At 50.3% G+C, this 19305-nt stretch carries 16 protein-coding genes; 12 read left to right on the forward strand and 4 right to left on the reverse strand.

Annotated elements, in window-relative coordinates; translation table 11 throughout:
* Nucleotides 1-10 precede the first annotated feature (10 nt).
* The 8 genes from ccoO to L9P87_RS04640 all read left to right on the forward strand — a co-directional run bounded on the left by ccoO (nt 11) and on the right by L9P87_RS04640 (nt 7268).
* The gene (gene ccoO, locus L9P87_RS04605) at nt 11-622 is read left to right on the forward strand and encodes a cytochrome-c oxidase, cbb3-type subunit II (protein ID WP_237443496.1); all 612 of its coding nucleotides are present in this window, start codon (nt 11-13) and stop codon (nt 620-622) included.
* Nucleotides 623-647: 25 nt separating this feature from the next.
* The gene (locus L9P87_RS04610) at nt 648-797 is read left to right on the forward strand and encodes a cbb3-type cytochrome oxidase subunit 3 (RefSeq protein ID WP_237443497.1); all 150 of its coding nucleotides are present in this window, start codon (nt 648-650) and stop codon (nt 795-797) included.
* A gap of 57 nt (nt 798-854) precedes the next feature.
* Nucleotides 855-1736: a cytochrome-c oxidase, cbb3-type subunit III gene (ccoP, locus tag L9P87_RS04615; RefSeq protein ID WP_354001881.1), complete on the forward strand. Its 882-nt coding sequence runs from the start codon at nt 855-857 to the stop codon at nt 1734-1736.
* Nucleotides 1737-1873: 137 nt separating this feature from the next.
* Nucleotides 1874-3304, forward strand: coding sequence for a cytochrome c oxidase accessory protein CcoG (gene ccoG / locus L9P87_RS04620; RefSeq protein ID WP_237443498.1), 1431 nt, complete (start codon nt 1874-1876; stop codon nt 3302-3304).
* 2 nt (nt 3305-3306) lie between these two features.
* Nucleotides 3307-3828 (forward strand): FixH family protein, encoded by a 522-nt coding sequence (locus tag L9P87_RS04625; protein WP_237443499.1) that lies wholly within the window; start codon nt 3307-3309, stop codon nt 3826-3828.
* Between the two features lie 4 nt (nt 3829-3832).
* Nucleotides 3833-6283 carry a heavy metal translocating P-type ATPase gene (locus L9P87_RS04630; RefSeq protein ID WP_237443500.1) on the forward strand — a complete coding sequence of 817 codons (2451 nt, stop codon included), beginning with the start codon at nt 3833-3835 and terminating at the stop codon, nt 6281-6283.
* Nucleotides 6284-6300: 17 nt separating this feature from the next.
* Entirely contained in the window at nt 6301-6504 is a 204-nt protein-coding gene (ccoS, locus tag L9P87_RS04635) for a cbb3-type cytochrome oxidase assembly protein CcoS (protein ID WP_237443501.1), read from the forward strand.
* The gene (locus L9P87_RS04640; RefSeq protein ID WP_290368479.1) at nt 6501-7268 is read left to right on the forward strand and encodes a sulfite exporter TauE/SafE family protein; all 768 of its coding nucleotides are present in this window, start codon (nt 6501-6503) and stop codon (nt 7266-7268) included. Before ccoS ends, L9P87_RS04640 begins: the two co-directional genes overlap by 4 nt.
* A gap of 254 nt (nt 7269-7522) precedes the next feature.
* Here L9P87_RS04640 and L9P87_RS04645 read toward each other — a convergent pair whose 3' ends face one another.
* Nucleotides 7523-8203, reverse strand: coding sequence for an OmpW/AlkL family protein (locus L9P87_RS04645; RefSeq protein WP_237443502.1), 681 nt, complete (start codon nt 8201-8203; stop codon nt 7523-7525).
* A gap of 295 nt (nt 8204-8498) precedes the next feature.
* On the opposite strand from L9P87_RS04645, the gene hemN reads away from it, so the two are divergent.
* The 4 genes from hemN (at nt 8499) to L9P87_RS04665 (ending at nt 14489) form a co-directional block, all read left to right on the forward strand.
* Entirely contained in the window at nt 8499-9893 is a 1395-nt protein-coding gene (gene hemN, locus L9P87_RS04650) for an oxygen-independent coproporphyrinogen III oxidase (RefSeq protein ID WP_237443503.1), read from the forward strand.
* Between the two features lie 116 nt (nt 9894-10009).
* The gene (gene fnr / locus L9P87_RS04655) at nt 10010-10771 is read left to right on the forward strand and encodes a fumarate/nitrate reduction transcriptional regulator Fnr (RefSeq protein WP_435531795.1); all 762 of its coding nucleotides are present in this window, start codon (nt 10010-10012) and stop codon (nt 10769-10771) included.
* 341 nt (nt 10772-11112) lie between these two features.
* Nucleotides 11113-13995, forward strand: a complete 2883-nt coding sequence (locus tag L9P87_RS04660) for a TonB-dependent receptor plug domain-containing protein (RefSeq protein WP_237443505.1) — start codon at nt 11113-11115, stop codon at nt 13993-13995.
* 59 nt (nt 13996-14054) lie between these two features.
* On the forward strand, nt 14055-14489 hold the full coding sequence (locus L9P87_RS04665; protein WP_237443506.1) for a hypothetical protein: 435 nt from the start codon (nt 14055-14057) through the stop codon (nt 14487-14489).
* Nucleotides 14490-14499: 10 nt separating this feature from the next.
* On the opposite strand, the gene L9P87_RS04670 is transcribed toward L9P87_RS04665, so the two are convergent.
* The 3 genes from L9P87_RS04670 to L9P87_RS04680 all read right to left on the reverse strand — a co-directional run bounded on the left by L9P87_RS04670 (nt 14500) and on the right by L9P87_RS04680 (nt 19238).
* A complete protein-coding gene (locus tag L9P87_RS04670; RefSeq protein ID WP_237443507.1) occupies nt 14500-17472 on the reverse strand; it encodes a TonB-dependent receptor in 2973 nt (990 codons plus the stop codon).
* 173 nt (nt 17473-17645) lie between these two features.
* Nucleotides 17646-18638 (reverse strand): FecR family protein, encoded by a 993-nt coding sequence (locus L9P87_RS04675; protein ID WP_237443508.1) that lies wholly within the window; start codon nt 18636-18638, stop codon nt 17646-17648.
* A 105-nt stretch (nt 18639-18743) separates the two neighbouring features.
* Nucleotides 18744-19238, reverse strand: coding sequence for an RNA polymerase sigma factor (locus L9P87_RS04680; RefSeq protein ID WP_237443509.1), 495 nt, complete (start codon nt 19236-19238; stop codon nt 18744-18746).
* Between the last annotated feature and the right edge of the window lie 67 nt (nt 19239-19305).

Below are 19305 nucleotides of genomic sequence, written 5' to 3' on the forward strand. Positions count from 1 at the left end.
GAGCAGATGAATGAAAAGTCACGATATAGTTGAACGTAATCTACCAATCTTCATGGTATTGACTGTTGTCGCCATCAGCTTTGGTTTCCTGGTAGAAGTGGTTCCTCACTTCTTCCTGAAAGAGACCACTCAGCCGATTAAAGGGTTGAAGCCTTACACGGCCATGCAGCTTGAAGGCCGCGACATTTACATCCGCGAAGGTTGCTCTGTTTGTCACTCGCAGATGATTCGCCCATTCCGCTCCGAAACTGAGCGTTATGGTCACTACTCTGTAGCCGGTGAATCAGTTTACGACCACCCCTTCCTTTGGGGCTCAAAGCGGACGGGGCCTGACCTGGCTCGCGTTGGCGGTCGCTACAGTGATGATTGGCACCGTGCACACCTGTACAACCCGCGCGATGTTGTGCCCGACTCCAATATGCCGGCCTTCCCATGGTTGTTTGATCAGGCACTTGACGGTCGCTACACCGCTCAAAAAATGCGCGCACTTCGCTTTGTCGGTGTTCCGTACACCGACGAGGATATTGAAGGTGCTAAAGAAGCGGTCCGCGGTAAGAAAGAAATTGATGCGCTGATTGAATACCTTCAGCACCTCGGTCTCCTACTCAAGCACAAGCGCTAAACATTTATTTAAGAGGTACAGCACAATGGATATTAACGATTGGCGCGGTGTCGCAACAGCCCTAGCTCTTATCGCCTTTATTGGCGTCTGCCTATGGGCCTATAGCGGTCGCTCAAAAGAGAAATTTGATAACGCTGCACAGTCACCGTTTGCTGACGAATTTAAAAATAAATAACGCTGCATAAAAGGGTGCTCATTACATTGAGCACCCGATATAAGCGAGGAATAAAAAATGGAAATGCCAAGTTTTTGGAGTGGATGGATAAGCATTCTCACCATTATCACTATCGTCCTAATTTCAGTTATTCTTTATCTTTGTAATAAAGATGACCCTGAAACCCTGGGCAAGCCGACAAGCCACAGCTATGACGGCATTCAAGAATATGACAACCCGCTGCCAAGCTGGTGGGTGGTGATGTATGTTGCCACCATCATTTTTGCCATCGGCTATCTTATCGCCTACCCCGGTCTCGGTAACTGGAAAGGTGTATTAGGCTGGACTCAGGTTGGCCAGTACGAAAACGAAGTGGCCAAGGCTGAAGAGAAATACGGCCCTATTTACGCCCGCTTCGCCGAGATGTCTGTCGAAGAAGTAGCCAAGGATCCTGAAGCCAATCGCATGGGTCAGCGCTTATTTGCCGACAACTGTGCTCTTTGCCATGGTGGTGATGCCCGCGGTAACCACGGCTTCCCTAACCTCACCGACGGTGTATGGCTATACGGTGGCTCACCGGATGAGATCAAGACCACACTGACCAACGGTCGCCAGGGCGCTATGCCAGCATGGGGACAACTCGGAGACGAGGGTATCGATCAGGTTACCCAATATGTAATGAGCCTAAATGGTCGCGATGTTAACGGCGATAAAGCCGCTGCCGGCGCCGACCTCTTTCAGGCCAATTGTGCGCTTTGTCACACTGCTGAAGGCACCGGTAACAAGCTCTTTGGGGCACCGAACCTGACCGACAACATCTGGTTGTATGGCGGCAGCGAAGCTCAGATTAAACAGACGCTACGCTATGGCCGTAACGGCCACATGCCCGCTCAAAAAGACCTGTTGAACGAAGACAAGATCCACCTTCTATCCGGTTATGTCTACAGTTTGTCGATGTAAAACACTGGTCAGCTAAGACAAAAAAAAACCCTGCAATCGCAGGGTTTTTTTTTGTTTCTTAAGGTTACAGCATGGTAAACTTTAGCCAAATTGAGCTGTCGAACATCTACCTGTATTGGTAATAAAAGGTATTGTCTATGTCCAAGCCAGAGAAAATATCTGCAATCGAAGTTGACCCTGCAGATATCGACCCCTTTGAGACCTATAATCGCGGGGAAAAAATCTATACTCGCGCCATTGAGGGCTTCTTTCAAAAACTCCGCGTCTATACCGGCTGGCCGCTGTTGATTGCCTTCTTCTTTATCCCTTGGATGAACTGGGATGGCCGCCAAGCCGTATTGTTTGACCTGCCCGCCCGCCAGTTTCACGTACTCGGCATTACCTTTTGGCCGCAGGATTTCTTCATGTTGGGCTGGCTGCTCATCATTGCCGCCTTCGTCTTATTTGCCGTCACCGTCTTTGCCGGCCGGGTCTGGTGTGGTTACACCTGTCCGCAGACTGTCTGGACCTCTATTTTCATGTGGGTTGAAGAGCTGACAGAGGGTTCTCGCAATCAGCGTATCAAGCTCGACAAACAACAATGGAGTGCCAACAAGCTAGCCCGAAAAACTGCCAAGCACGGTCTTTGGCTTGGCTTTGCCTTTATTACCGGCGTCACCTTTGTCGGCTATTTCACCGAGGTTAAACAGCTCATACCAGACACCTTTCTCGGCACTGCCGATTTATGGAGTTACGCTTGGGTATTATTTTTCACCTTGGCTACTTATATAAATGCCGGCTGGCTGCGCGAAATGGTTTGCCTGCACATGTGCCCCTATGCCCGTTTCCAAGCCGTCATGTTCGACTCCGACACACTGGTTGTCAGCTACGATGAAAAACGGGGCGAGCCTCGCGGCGCCAGAAAACGGACTAAAACCGCTCAGCCATTAGTCGATGGGGAAAAAGAACGGGGCGATTGTGTCGACTGCAAACTGTGTGTTCAAGTCTGTCCCACCGGTATCGATATCCGTCACGGCCTGCAATATCAATGCATCACCTGTGCCCTGTGTATTGACGCCTGTGACTCCATTATGGACAAGATGAATTACCAGCGCGGACTGATTAGCTATACCACGGAAAACTCTCTAAATGGTAAGAAAACGAAGCTTGTACGGCCTCGTCTAATTGCTTACGCTGCCGCCATTGCTATTATGGTTTCCGTGTTTGCCGTCACCTTGATTACCCGTGTCCCTCTTAATATTGATGTCGAACGCGACCGTTCTCGACTGTATTTCCAAACCAATGAAGGAATGATCGAGAACAGCTACACCATCAAAGTGATGAATATGAGCCAGCAAGATGGCCGCTATACGGTTTCAGTTGCCGGTATTAACAATATCAAATACATTGGCGAAAACACGGTCTCGGTTGCCAGCGGCGAGGTTTACTCGATTCCCGTTCGCCTTGAAATCGACCCGAAAGAATTGACCGAACAGAGTATGGATATCACCTTTACCGTGGTTGACGACGCCGAACAAACAGTAAGCAAAGACAAAGAGAGCCGCTTTACCGGCCCTCAGTGGAGATAAGCATGGCCGTTTTACGCAAACATGAAGATACCGTGGCTTGGTACAAACAGTTCTGGCCCTGGTTTATTATCGCTCTGCCTGCGACTGCCGTTATCGCCAGCAGCCACCTGGTCTATACCGCCGTTATTAATAAGCCTGAAATGGTAAGAACCAATTACTACAAAGAAGGCTTGGCAATCAACGAAGAGATCACCACCGAAAAACTCGCCGACGTACTCGATATTAATGCCGATTTATTAGTCATCGACAATAGCATCGAGGTCCGCCTCAAGGGGCGGCTGGCGACACCGCCGGCCAACATCACCCTTGTTTTTCAACACCCAATTGAAGTGTCTAGAGATATTACCGTCATCGCCACCCGAGGGGGCGACAATGTCTACCGCACCACCACCGCCATTGACCCATTCCGCTGGTATGTCTCAATTGAAGGCATCGATCAAAACAGCATGGCGATGTGGTTAATCAAGGGAGAGATTGATCTCAGCAAAGAAAACTCTGCAACCCTGATAGACCGGTCACTCTAAGCTGTTGTCTCACACCACAACCGCCACCACTGCTGGCCACGGTGATTGCTTTCACTGTGGCCTCCCCGTTCCTAAAAACAGTCGATTTAAACTGCCTATCGATGAGCAGATTCAACGATTTTGCTGCCCGGGCTGCCAGGCGGTGGCCGCCACTATTATCGATAACGGGCTCGGCGATTATTACCAACATCGCGATAGCTACGCTGAGGTCGCTAACAGTGGCGAGGGCAATAGTTATACGTTGTTCGATCAGCCCGAATTTCAGCAGGGCTTTGTCGTTCCCCATGTCGACCAGTCAGCCTTACTCTCCGCCCGTATCAGCATCGGCGGCATCAGCTGTGCCGCCTGTGTTTGGTTAATCGAACAGCAACTGAACAGTTTGCAGGGTGTTAACAAGGCCATCGTCAACCTTAGCCAGCATCGGTTGATCATCGACTTTAACCCCGACACGATTGCGCTGAGCGTTATCTTCCAAAAAATAGCCGCCATTGGTTACCATCCTGCGCCCTTTAGCGACGACGGCGAAGAGCAGATGCTAAAGCAGGAAAACAATACCGCATTGCGCCGATTAGGGATTGCGGGGATTGGTATGATGCAGGTGGGTATGTACGCCATTGCCCTGCACGCAGGCAGTTTACAAGGCATCAGCCTCGAGCAACGAGATTTTCTGCGCCTTGTCAGCGCCATTGTTGCCACTGTCGTGGTCTTTATCGCGGCCAAACCTTTTTTCACCAATGCCTGGCGTTCAATTAAAGGACGCCATCTCAGCATGGACGTCCCCGTTGCCCTGGCGATTGGCCTGGCCTACGTGGCCAGCTGCTGGGCCACATACCAAGGCACCGGCGAGGTTTATTTCGACTCGGTGTCCATGTTCACCTTCTTTCTGCTGTTAGGCCGCTACCTGGAGATGCGCGCCCGCCACTTTAACCGTCGCAGCGTCAAAGGGGTGCAGTCTTCGATGCCCGGCTTTGCCTGGCTTGTTGACGACCAGGGCGAGAGCCAACAGATAGCCATCGCACAGTTAGAAGTCGGCCAAACGATTTTGGTCAAACCCGGCGAACAAATCCCCGCCGATGGCATCATTACCCAAGGTGCCAGCGCTGTCGATGAGTCTGCTTTTAGCGGTGAATACCTGCCCATAGACAAGACGGCGGGTGACCGAGTGATCGCCGGCAGCATGAATACCGACAACAATCTGACCATTGCCGTAGAGGCCATCGGTGACGCCTCACAGCTGGCGACAATTAATCGATTACTCGACCAGGCGCAACAACAAAAACCAGCCATCGGCAAGCTGGCGGATAAGCTATCGAGCATGTTTGTACTGCAGGTATTAATCATCAGTGCAGCAGTCTATCTGTTTTGGCTCTCATACTCCCCAGATGACGCGCTCTGGGTCGCCCTATCCGTCCTTGTCGTCAGCTGCCCCTGCGCACTCTCCCTGGCAACACCAACGTCGATTACCGCCGCCACTGCCAGCCTACGCGAACGCGGCGTATTGATCAGCCGCTCCCATGTGTTAGAGAGCCTTAACAACAGCGACTTGGTTATCTTCGATAAAACAGGCACTCTCACCAGCGGGCGACTTGAACGCATAACCACCTATGCACCGCAGGGCGAACAACAGGCGCTGGCCATCGCCGCGGCAATTGAATTCCATTCAAACCATCCTATCGCTTTTGCGTTTCAGGATATTGCTTTCACCTGCAAGGCCAGCGACGTTATCATCACCCCAGCCAAGGGGCTGCAGGCGACGATTGAGAACACGGTATATCGTATCGGCACCGTGGATTTTGTCGAACAATTCTGCCTCGATAAACACGCCCTGGAACAGGCGATTGAACAGCAGCAAGATGATACTGATAGCCAGTTTATTTTCCTGGCCAGCGAGCAACAGTTCATGGGGGTCTTCACCCTCAATGATTATCTGCGCCCCGAGGCCATCGACGCCGTAAGTCAGCTGCAGAGTCTCGGTAAAGAGGTGATTATTCTCTCCGGAGATCCCTCTAATGCTGTACACAGCATTGCTCAACAACTGTCGATCAAACTTGCCATTGGAGCCGCCAACCCCGCCGACAAACTCGCCTATATTGAGCAGCAACAGACAGCGGGGCGACATGTCATTATGGTCGGTGATGGTATTAACGATGTACCGGTACTGGCCGCTGCCGATGTCTCTATTGCCATGACACAGGCTGCAGATCTTGCCCGTACCAACGCCGATTGTATGCTGCTCAACAACAGACTCGACATGGTGCCCGCGTTACTTGACACCGCCGCAGAAACCAAGCGTATTATTCGTCAAAACTTTGCCTGGTCTTTGGGGTACAATGTGCTCACGGTGCCCATTGCCGCCGCCGGCTTGATCCCGCCTTATATCGCCGCCATCGGCATGTCGCTGAGCTCGCTGATTGTTGTCTGCAACGCGCTGCGTCTCTTAAAAACCAAACGTTAACTTTTACAGGTTGCTGTATGGAAAGTATTTATATTCTGATTCCCGTCGCCCTTGGCTTTGCCGGCGTCGGTACCTGGGCTTTTTTCTGGGCCGTCGACAGCGATCAATATGAGGACTTGGATCGCGAGGGCCAGCGCATCCTTTTCGATGACAACAAGAAAGATCAAAAAAATCCACCAAAGACGAGTCAGCAAAACGATAATGACGGAACACCGCAATGAACCCTGAAACAATTGGTACATTATCGGCACTTGCCCTCGGACTCTTTGGCAGCAGCCACTGCATCGGCATGTGTGGAGGCATCAGCGGCGCCTTTGGGCTCGCCAACCCCGCTCAACAGGTCAACAAGAATTTGGCTCTGGCGGTCTCTTTCAACTTGGGCAGGATACTGAGCTATGCCTTAATCGGCTTTATCTTCGGCCTGTTTGGCGCCCTTGCCAGTGATCAGTTCACCGCCATCAGCAATATTATGCGCATAGTTGCCGCCGCACTGTTGGTTCTCATGGGGCTTTATGTGGCCGGCATCAACAGTACGGTGACCGTTGTTGAGAAGCTCGGTAAAGGCGTCTGGCGCCGCCTACAACCGCTGACACGCCGGTTTATACCCGTGACCAGTAACACTTCCGCATTATGCTTGGGTGGGCTCTGGGGATGGCTGCCCTGTGGTTTGGTGTATAGCACGCTCATTTGGGCCGTGAGCAGTGGCTCTGCCGGCCAGTCAGCCTGGCTGATGTTTTGCTTTGGCCTCGGCACACTCCCCGCGATGATCTCGACCACTTTTTTTGCTCAATCCGTGAAACACTGGCTACAGAAAAAATGGCTGCGAGTCATCGCCGGCATAATCATTATTGCCATGGGTGGCCTGACCCTGTCCCACGCCCTGATGGATCATAGTGGTATGGACCACGGGACAATGGACCACAGTAAAATGGACCACAGTAAAATGGATCATCAGTCGATGGATCACAGCAGTATGCAGCATTAATTGACGGGCAAAATAAAGCCGCCGCTATCGGGCTATCGATAGGGCGGCCAAAACACTAAGACCTAGATGATCAGCTCCAGGCTGCTTACCTGTGCTCACTAAGTTATAGCCTCTTCTGACTAAACAACCAGCTTTGCACTAGACCCAAAACCTGTAAAAGCCTTCGACAATATTGCCTTTCGGTATTGGTAGAACGAAAAAACCGCTATTCAAACTCTGTCGAATAGCGGCTGAGTACACCCGTGCTCAAAACTTTAGAACTTGTAACCGAGGTTTAGGCGATAAACCCAAGGATCGAGGTCAGCATTTACCTTAACCACTCCAGCATCAGATTTAATGGTTGCTGTCGTGCTGATATCGGCATACATCACCGAGGCATTTACCAGCCATTTATCACTGATGTAGTAATCCAAGCCCGCCTGTGCCGCCAAACCAAATGAATCATCTAGATCCATCGACGTATTACCCAGGGCCGCATCTAAACCGCTATCAACATCCTCACTAAAGAAGACGGTATAGTTAACACCGACGCCGACATAGGGCTGCCACGGACTATTACTGTCGCCCATGGGATAAAACTGAGCGCTGACTGTCGGCGGTAAATGCTTTACAGAACCTATGTCTGCTCCGGCCATGGCGCCGCCATCGAAGGTTAAATCGTGCTCGAAAGGTGTGGCCGCCAAGACTTCCACGCCCCACTTAGAGCTGAACATATACGTGCCAGAAAAGCCTATTTGTGTATCGTTATTAACGCTGGCCTTACCCAAACCCGCCGCCGCGCCATCAAGCTTGATCTCCCCACTACTTACGTTTGGCGCAACGGTTGCAGCACCAAAGCGAACAATAATGTCACCGGCTTCCAGCGCCTGAGCAGCCGGAGCAATAGAAACGGCGGCAATGGCAGCAACCAAAAGTGTATTCATTTGTGTCTTCATTATTTTTCCCTATATCATCCAAATATGACCAACTGTTAATGGGGCCATTATTAACCCTTTAATAAATAAGGTTATTGCGATGGATCAATAAAAAATGAACAGAAGATATAATCCTTGTAAAATATGTGGGCTTTATACTGTAAACTCGTCTGAATAGATGAGGTGATAGACGTAATGAATTGATATTGCTATACCCATGCTGCTTTTCAGCCCTTCGCTTGATGCAGCGCATTACTATTTATTCACCAACATAGATAATAAACTGTTCATTTTTCATCGCTGGAGCCGATAACCCATGCCCGAAACACAGACCAATATCACACCGACTTGGGACAGTGAGCTAATTAAGAAATACGATGTTTCCGGCCCTCGATATACCTCTTACCCAACAGCCAATTTATTCGGCAGCCAATTCCAGCATCAGCAATATGTGAGCATAGCCGAACAAGACAGCGATAATATCGCACCCATTTCGCTCTATATTCACATTCCTTTTTGTGAAAACATTTGCTACTACTGTGCCTGTAATAAGGTAGTCACCCGCGACCGAAGTAAAAGTCGTGAATACCTCGGCTATCTAGAGCAAGAAATAGCCCTGCGCGGCAAGCTCCATGGCAAACGGCCTGTGACACAGCTCCACTTTGGTGGCGGAACACCGACATTTTTAGCCCCCGCCGAGCTGACTGAATTGATGGTAATGCTGGGGAGGCACTTCAATTTAAGCGACAGTGATAGCCGGGAATATTCCATCGAACTCGACCCCCGCACCATCGACCACGATTATATTGCGCTATTAAAAGGCCTGGGCTTCAACCGCGTCAGTCTCGGCATACAAGACTTTCATCCACCGGTGCAAAAAGCTATCAACCGTGAACAAAGCGTCGAGATGGTCAGTGACTTGATTGATACTCTGCGCAACAATAAATTCGACTCGATTAGCTTCGATTTGATTTACGGTCTGCCCCACCAGTCGGTCAGCTCGTTCAGCGAAACCCTGGCCACCGTTATCAAGCTGAACCCCGACCGCTTGTCCATTTACAATTACGCCCACCTACCCGATCGCTTCAAGACCCAGCGCTCTATCGACCGCCTGACGTTACCGACTGCGCAGGAAAAACTGGAAATCATGGCGCACATTGGCACCACTCTCGATCAGGCGGGTTACGACTACATTGGCATGGATCATTTTGTTAAACCCGACGATGAGCTGGCTAAGGCGAGAAAAAATAAACGTTTACAACGAAATTTCCAGGGCTACTCGACCTGCCTGGCAACGGATTTAATCGGCCTTGGCGTATCATCAATCACCTCACTTTCAGATACTTACAGCCAAAACGAAAAGGACTTAACAAAGTATTACGAGCTTGTAAAGACAGGTCAATTACCTATTGTAAAAGGGTACCCTCTTACTGTAAAAAATACACTACACAGAGAAATTATTATGTCTCTAGCCTGTCAGCTAGAACTTGATATTGTCGCCATCGAACAGCAGTTTGACATTGACCTCAAGCAATTGTTCTCTAATCAGTGGCCACAGTTGCTCGAGTTCGAAGCCGATGGCTTGATTAGCTTAAGCGACAAGCAGCTGGTTGTGAGCGATAAGGGCCGCCTGTTTCTTCGGCAACTTTGTATGGTTTTTGATGAGTACCTCAACATTGGTGACGGTACTCGATTTTCAAAAACCCTGTAGTAGATTGACCCCTGCATTGAGCAGGAACAGTAAAATTTGACGCACGCAGACCTGTCTTCACTCTCATAACAGAGTGCAACAGACTGCTTAGGGAGAGAGACCGGATGCAATCAATCATGGCTGAACAACTCAGTGACAACACCACAACAGCACTTAACTGTCGTGGCAGCGCCTTCCAAACAAAATGCGGTAATTGTCGTCTTAACGCTATTTGTCTGCCTATCGCAGTGCAAGAGCCTGATTTGGACGCCCTAGATACCGTCGTTCATCGCAACAAACCGCTGCGTAAGGGTGACCACGTCTTCCGCGAAAACGATAACTTCAACTCGATCTACGCAATCCGCTCAGGCTTCGTCAAGGCCTACCGCCTCACTGACGACGGCAAAGAGCAGGTCACCGGCTTTTACTTCCCCGGTGAAATAATTGGCATGGACGGCATCAGCCAGAATAAACACAGTATTTCTGCCAAGGCGCTCGAAACTGCCGCCATCTGCGAGATCCCCTTCGATGATATTGAAAGCCTTAGCACCCGCTTCCCATCGATGCAGCGTCACCTATTCTCATTGATGAGTCAGGAGATCATCCAAGATCAACAATTGATTACATTGCTGAGTAAGAACACCGCTGAAGAACGCATCAGCGCTCTGATTCTCTCTATCTCAGACCGTAATGCAGCACGCAAGCTGTCGACAACCTCCTTCAGACTACCTATGTCACGTACCGATATTGGTAACTATTTAGGGCTTACCGTCGAGACCGTCAGCCGTGTATTCAGCCGTTTCCAAAAGAATAATATTCTCGAAGTGAACAATAAAGAGATTACTATTCTTGACCTTGAGGCAATACGCTCTATCATATCTCCACAGCAAGAAGCATAAGCTTCAGCCCACCCCCCCGGGTTGCTCTCGAAAGCGGTCATCTGTATTAACAGATGGCCGTTTTTTTTGTCCAGAATTCAACCAAGAAGAACCCTCTTCTCTCGTTGGCTAGCTCGCCGCCAACCTACACCCTAACAAACCTACAAAGCCGATTTCATCGACTATCAATAGGCAGACATTAGCCCTGTAATCAATTCACAACAGACAGGGTATTCATTATTTCAACATTATTTCCATTTTTTATTTGAGGGAGAGGATGAGCTCTTCGTGGTTATGCTTGAGGGCTAAAAAATAAGCTCGCTGTATTGAAGAAATACACTAAACCATTGAGGAACCTTGGAATGAATCTACAAAAGCCTATGGTGCAAGCTGTCAAGCTAGCGCTGAGCGGTGCATTTTTATCAACCCTAACACTGCCGGTGAGTATCGCTCACGCACAGCAGCCCCAAGCCACTGAAGAAGTTATTGTTACCGGCTCTCGTATCTCGCGTGATGAATTTTCATCATCCAGCCCAATGGCGGTATACAGCGCCGAAGATCTGGCGAAATCAAGCGCCAGCAGCATTGATGAATTTCTGATGAAGACACCAGAATTCACCGGCTCCAGCCTCGGCAATAGCACCAACAACGGCAATAATGGCGGCAAAATGGTCAACCTACGCGGCCTTGGCTATAAGCGTACGTTAGTGCTAATTAACGGTCGCCGTCAGGTCAGCAGCTTTGTTGGCGGCCCCGACGACCTAGGCGCAGTTGATCTGAATACCATTCCAATGGCAATGGTTGAACGTATTGAAGTTCTGAAAGACGGTGCCTCAACAGCTTACGGCTCCGATGCAATTGCCGGTGTGGTTAACATCATTACCCGCAGAACTTTTGACGGCGTTAAGATTGTCGGTGGCGGCGGTGCATATACAGCTGGTGAAGATGGCTTGGACGGCAAGAACAAAGATCTCTCCATCTTAATGGGAACCACTAACGATAAAGGTGGTGTTGCCATTGGCCTGGAGTATCACCAGCAAGAAGAAGTAATCCAGGAAAGTCGAAAGTGGGGCGAGAATGCTACCTGGCCAGTATACGACTCTGCCACTCGCAGCTTTACAGACACCAACCAGGGCTCGTCAAACAGCCGTAAGATCACTGTCAGCGGTGATATCAACGATCAAATCGCTGCCCAGGATCCATCACTGGCAGGCAGCAAGTATATTGTTGATGCCAAAACCGGCAAGACGCGCGCCTTCAACGGCGGCGACACGTACAACTACGCGCCTGTTAATGCCTTAATGACTCCCAACGAGCGCTGGGGCCTCAGCGGCTCAGGTGAATATTTAATTTTTGAACAAAGCCCCCTCGGCGCCATTACCGCCCACGCCGAATTAAGCTACGTCAAACGCACCTCTTCCCAGCGTCTGGCACCTGATGCCTCATTCAGTGTTACTGAATTTAACGGCAACCCCAACGAGTGGGTACCGGCTTCAAACCCTAATAACCCATTTGGTGACAACCCGAATAACGACTGGGGCATCAGTGGCGAAGGCGTACAGATCAACCGCCGCTTTGTCGAATCCGGTGGTCGAGTATTCAACCAAAATGTCGATACTTTCCGCATGAACGTCGGCTTCGAAGGCGCCTTCGATAACGGCATCAACTGGGACTTCAACTACGTCTTTGCTGATAACAGCGAAATTTATGAAACACAGAACTATGGCCGCTTCGATCGCTGGGCTACCGCAGTCGATCCTGATCTCTGTGCTGCCGATCCTGACTGTGCCGCTGTCGGCGTTCTCAACCCCTTCGGCGACTACGGATCAATCAGCAGCGGACAGATGTCCTATCTGTCAGCCGGCTCTCTGAAAGACCAGTATGACACCCAGCTAGAACAGATTACCTTCAACATTAATGGCGATATGCCAGGCCTACCTGCTGGCGACATTGGCTGGGCTTTCGGTATGGAAACGCGGACCGATTCCGCTGAAATTAAACCCGATGAATTCTCTTCTGGCGGTTTAACCACCGGTGGTGCGATCGATGCATTGAAAGGTGACCAAACCGTTGATGAATTCTACGCTGAATTCTTAGTCCCGGTTATCTCTGGTTTACCACTGGCCGAACAGGTCAATGTTGAAGCCTCTGTACGTTACTCTGATTACGATACCAGTGCCGGTGACAATACCAGCTACCGCTTCGGTGTGGACTGGATGTTCAACGAACAATTCTCCGCTCGCAGCGTGGTCTCGACAGGTTTCCGTGCTCCAAACACCGTTGAGCTGTTAACCCAGTCTGTTGATTTCCCCGTGGCAGAAAACTGGTGTGAATTCACCGATCTTCGCAACGACATCAGCGACACTGCCAAAGCTAACTGTGCTGCACTTGGCTACGACGGCATGTATGAGCAGGGCTTTCAATACCAGTCTACCCTCGGTCAAACTGCGACCACCAACAACGACCTTGGTCCTGAAGAGTCTCAGACCTTTACCTTCGGTCTGGTCTGGACACCTGAGATTGTTGAAAACCTGCGCATGAGCGTCGACTACTTCAATATCGAAGTTGATTCTTACATCGAAATGCCTGACATCAACGCCATGTCTTTGGCCTGTATTGAGTCGTCTAACTTTTCAGCGCCGGCCTGTTCACCGTTCTTCTCAGCCTATGGCGCACCGAACAATACCGGCATCGATGATGCCAGCATTGGTGTGACACAGGATGCAGAAACACCGCTGGGCAACCTCGGTACGCTGACCACATCCGGTGTCGACTTCGCTACTGATTACTTCATGGACATCAACTTCCTCAGCGCTCATACCCTGGAAATGGGTCTGTCTGGTACTTGGTTGGGTGAATATGAAAAAGACTTCGGCGAGCTAGGTAGCATCGATTATGTCGGCACTGCCGGCACCGAAGATGTGTTCCCTGAGTTCCGCGTTAACACCAATGTTGGTCTGGTCTCTGACAGCTGGTCTGTACAGTGGAGCATGCGTTGGATGGATGAGGCAGAAGACATCTATCGCCCTGCAGCAATCACCACCGATGCTGTTGCCGAGTCTGTGCTTTATCACGACCTCTACGCCAGCTACAACTACAAGAACCTAGACTTCAGTGTTGGTGTCGATAACGTCACCGATGTTGAGCCTCCGCAGTACCACAGCGGCTTCACCATGCACACAGCACCTGGCGTCTATGACACCATGGGTCGTCGCGCATGGTTCAAGGTTGGCGCTGAATTCTAAACATATGATGTGATAAAAAGGGCGGTATTAACCGCCCTTTTTTTTCGAGGAATTTCACCATGAATAATTATTTATTGATTTTCGGTATTCTCATAGCCAGCGCAAGTGCCGTTGCAGAACGCAATTTCTCCAGCGCCTTCAGTCACTGCAAGAGCATCGAAGAGAGCAGTAACCGGCTCGACTGCTACGACCAATTAACACTGGTATCTGAGCAGAAAATCATCAGCGGTTACCAACAGCAGGTATTTGGCAAAGAGAATTGGCAGGACGAGGGGGCAAAAAGCATGACCGCCACGATTATCAAGGTGAGCAAATCTGCCTATGGTAAAACAGTGGTTGAACTTTCTAACCAGCAGCGTTGGCAGCAGGCCAATGGCAAAACATTTAAATTAAAAGTAGGCGATAGCATCACGATAGAAAAAGGCGTGTTCAATGCTTTTTTTCTCGCCAAAAACGGCGGCTCAAAAACAGTCAAATTCGTCAGATTAGATTAAGTGATTCTCATTAAAATTTTTGCGTGACTTTGAAATAATAATAACGTCCAATCAAGTCATGGGTACGCGCATCAATATTATCATTAAAGGCCGTGGCAATGAGCGGTGGCTTTTCATCAAGAATATTATCGATACCGGCATCAAGATACAAACCCGACAAAAAATCTATTTGATAACCGAGCTGTACATCCTGTGTTAGCCAGGAGGAGATCGTCCGGCTCTCACCGGTAGACGCAATTTCCTCGGTCATTGAATCGATATATTGTAGAGAGTACCCCAGCCGCCAGGGCTTGCGGTTCAATTCAACACCGGCTGTCCCCTTCCACTCCGGCAAAGCACCTAGACCGTCAGAGGCGTCATCAACAAAGCTACCGGCAATATCTTCGGTATCATTACCGACATAAACCTCTCGGCTATAACTGTCTATAAAAGCAGCCATCACATTGGTGGTTAACCGCCAGCGATTATCGAATTCAATACTGTATCGGCCAGAAAAATCGAAGCCCGATAAGTCTCGGCTGCCAATATTAATATTCTTCGCAATCACTCGTTCGATATCGCCATTCTCATCACGCTCAACCAAATCATTATAATCGCCACTATAGGCGTTAGCGTTAACAATATACTGCGCGTTAGCATCGACCACGTTCTGCTGTTTAATTCGGTAGTAGTCTAACGACATTTGTAAGCCAGGGAAGTAATCCGGCGTAAAAACAATACCAAAGGTATTGCTCACCGAGGTTTCTGGCTGTAGGTCCTGGTTGCCCACAAAAACGGTCGAGAACTGATTGCGGCTGCCATCGCTGAGTTGGTCACAGCCGGTCAACACACCGACATTAGCAGGGTTGGCGCAGGGGTCATCTAACTGAGAGTAACTCTGACCTGCCACCTTGTTCAACTCAACCAACGAGGGCGCTCTGAAGCCTTCCGAGTAGGTAGAGCGAATTAACCACGACGGTGTTAATCGCAGCATTGCGCCAATTTTTGGCGTGGTAGTGCTACCCACATCACTGTAGCTTGAATGCCTGACCGCCAGCTCGATAGAAAAGCTATCGATACCCCATTGGTTTTTTAACAGTGGGATGTGTGACTCGGCAAAATATTCTGTTACATCGCGCTCAGCGGAAACGCCGACAAAGTTGGTACCACCGATGATTAAGCCGTTACTCGATAAGTTATCCGGCGTTTTATGGTTGCCCTCCATTCGATACTCGGCACCGAGAGCCACATCCAGCGTACCCGCGGGCAACGTCAGCGGGCTGCCGGTCAGAGTAAAGGCGGTGTTGTATAGCTCCGAATAACCGTCGATGGCACTGGTGGCGACGATATAATCCGTCTGCGCCGACGATAGCCCGCCCGGCGCCGCAAACGGATTAAGGGCGACACAGGGATAGACGCAGTCGCTGCCCAGGGATTGCTGCAGTCGTCTCGTATTGATCACATTGGTTTCTTCGGTCTGAGCATCGCTGCGGCTCCAACCAAAATAGCCATCCCACTGCCAGCGATTATAAAACCCTTTTGCCCCCATCGAGAAACGCTTGGCTGTGCTCTCATCGGTACGCTGGCGCGGGCCAAGCTCGACGAAACGACGGCGAAAATCTGTCACCTCGACGCCGAAGGGGTTGAAGGGGTTATCTGCCGCCACCACCAGAGGCAAGGCCTCAAATTTACTGAACACCGGCGTGGCTGCCAAGTACTGCTGATTGATCGTGCTGTCGTAGCTGGCACTGCCATAGACCGTCACATCGTCGCTGATATCAAAACTCATATAACTATAAACACTGTCGTGCTCACGGGGCACATAGGCCGTTGTCTGCTGCCGATAGTTATAATAATCCTCGTCATTCGCCGGCCGGTATTGGCTGGCCGAGCTGCCATCGGGGTAATTACCGGCGCTGTTTCTGGCCAGCGCCAGCACCTCATCGTTTACCTTTATCCGCGCCGCAGGTGTTGCCGACGAGCGAAAGTCATCGCCACCCCAGGCTCGACCATCGGCCGAGCGCGAGACACTGCGGTCACGACTCATAATATCGTCTTGATTCAGATAGGAGGCCGAGACCACGACGGCGCCCCGGTCAAACTCCTTACCCCAGAGTAGTTCAGTGGTCAGCGTCTGAAGATCGCCCTGCTCGGCCTGACCATAGTATTGTGAGGCCTGAAAACCATCGTAACTTTGACGAGTAATAATATTGACCACACCGGCAATCGCATCGGCACCGTACACCGCCGAGGCACCATCTTTAAGCACCTCAATGCGCTCAACCGATATCTCAGAGATCGTATTGAGATCGACGGTATCGCCCTCAATACCGTTATTAGCCACACGTCGACCGTTAATCAGTACCAGCGTATTGTTAGCCGGTAAGCCCCGCAGCGTCACTGAGGCGGTGCCATCACCACCGTTAGTGACAGCAGTGTTTGTTGGCTTACCCACCACGGCGGGGAGAAATTTTAACTTCTCACTGACCGAGGGGCTGCCTTTTAAATGCAGCGATGAACTCTCCAACACATCGACGGGGTTCGAGCCGGTAAAATCAGAACGTCGCAGCCGCGAGCCGGTCATCTGCTTACCATAAACCAACAAATGCTCAACGTTGGAGGTGGGGTCAATATTGAATTCTTCGTGGCTGATACTCACTGTCTCTTCAGCGCTTTCAACAATCACAATAAAACTGTTATCAACCAGCTCATAGCGCAGCGCCTTGTCATCATGGGCATTGCTCTGCTGTAACAACAGGGTCAACGCCTGCGCTACGGTATAGCGACCGACGATTGGCGAGCAACTGCGTGAACGGGTAAGGTCCGAGGAGAAAACAATGGGGTAGTTGGCCTGTTTTCCCAGGGTGATCAACGCCCTATCGAGCTGGGAAGTCTCAATATCAAAGTTAACATAACGTGTTTCAGCAACGGCCAGCGAGCCCCATGCCAGCAGCAGGGATAGCAGAGCAGCGCAAACCGTCTTTCGGACGCGAATTTCCAACAAAGCCAATACAACTGGGCAGAGCCCAACTGACTTACCTCTCTGATTTATTTTTTCTGATATAGAGAGTGTAACGGAGGAACGATAGGGGCTGCAAACTGGATAATTTTATTATATAAAATAGATAGTTAAACAGGGGCCGCCGGGGCCCAATGTTAACATTGACAACAAAGCAGTTATTGAGCCAGTAAAACCGTCGCCCCATCACTGCGTTGGCGCACCTCCAAGTTGAAGCTGCGCTCTAGTGCGGCCACGACTAATTGGGGGTCAGCGGTGTTGAATAAACCCGAGACCCGACGCTGCTTCAACGCCTGGTCACCGATGATAATGTCATGATCGCTGTAGCGGTTAAGCTCGCGGATCGCCTGTTCAAACGGCGTATTATCGAAACTCAGCTCACCACTACGCCAGCTAAGGCGCAGCGCCTCTATCGCCTGCGGCTGACTGACGCCGGTGAGTGCATCGGCGCTGACCTGCTGGTCGACAACCACTTGCTGACGGCTGACTCGATCGGAGTTTTGCAGCTGTCGACGTACCTCAACCACCCCCTCGGTCACCGAAACCTGACCGACACCGGCACTGCAGTTGACATTGAACTCGGTGCCCAGAGCCTCTGCCTCGGTGTTACAGGAGGTCACGATAAAAGGGCGTGACTTATCCTTGGCGACGACAAAATAGCCTTCACCCTGTAACAACTTAACGCTGCGCTTGCTATCGCTTAATAACACTTCTGCACGACTGTTGGTATTGAGTTGCAGTTGCGAACCATCGGCCAAGTCGACGGTTTTATGTTCACCGACGCCAGTACTGTACAGTGTTGCCTCCGGGGCTGGATTGAGCTGCAGTGCCACCAAGCCAACAGCGGCAAAAAGTGAGGCGGCCGTCGCGTAAACCCACGTTTTGGAACGCGGTTTAAAAGCCACAACATTGGCATTATTGACTGCGGGTGAGGCGGCATTAACCGACGGTAATTGCTTAACCAATAAGCCGAGGCTGCGCCACATTTCACTGGTTTGCTCAAAGGCCACGCCGTGCGCACTACTCTCACTCAGCCACAGGGCAAAACCCTGTACGTCTTGCTCGCTAATATTGTCCGACTGAAATCGCGCAAGCCACTGTTCTGCTTGCGCCAACATAATTTCTGTCACTGTCTTTACATCTTCCGACATGATATCTCTCTTGCATGCGGCATCGCCCTTAATATTGTTATAACGAACGAGACCACAAAATCCTCAATGACAAAATTATACTTGTGACATAAATATTCAGCAATGTTATTTCATCGCCTCTCGGCAGTGTTTTAAAGCCTGAATAATAAATTTTTCTACGCTGCTGACCGAGACACCCATTTCCTGTGCTATCTGGCTGTAGCTCAGACCAGACTGGCGGTGCAGCAACAGCGCTTGTTTGGGTTTTTGAGGCATATCACTCAGGGCCTGGTTTAATACCTCAAGCTGTTGTTTTGCCTCGATCGACTGCTCTGCTGACTGTACCGATCGTTCATCTTCACCCTCTTTTTCAAGAAAGCGCTCGTGTACCTGACGTCGACGTATTTGGTCGATGGCTAAGTTACCCGCCATGCGATACATAAACGCCTTGGCATCGCCGAGGGCCTCTTGCTGCTCCATTTTGTATAATTTCAGATAGGTTTCCTGCGCCAGCTCAGCCGCCTCATCGGGGTTGTTGAGCTTGCGGGTGAGAAAGCGTTCAAGCGCCGAACCATGCTGGTGGATCAGTTTTTCGAGCCATTGGAATGTGGGTTTGGTCATGGTGCGTATTGTTTGCCTTATAACGACTGCATCAACGTACAGTCGCATTATTTTAAGGCAATAATAA

It is taken from the genome of Sinobacterium norvegicum (assembly GCF_923077115.1).
In the GTDB taxonomy this organism is placed as follows: domain Bacteria; phylum Pseudomonadota; class Gammaproteobacteria; order Pseudomonadales; family Sinobacteriaceae; genus Sinobacterium; species Sinobacterium norvegicum.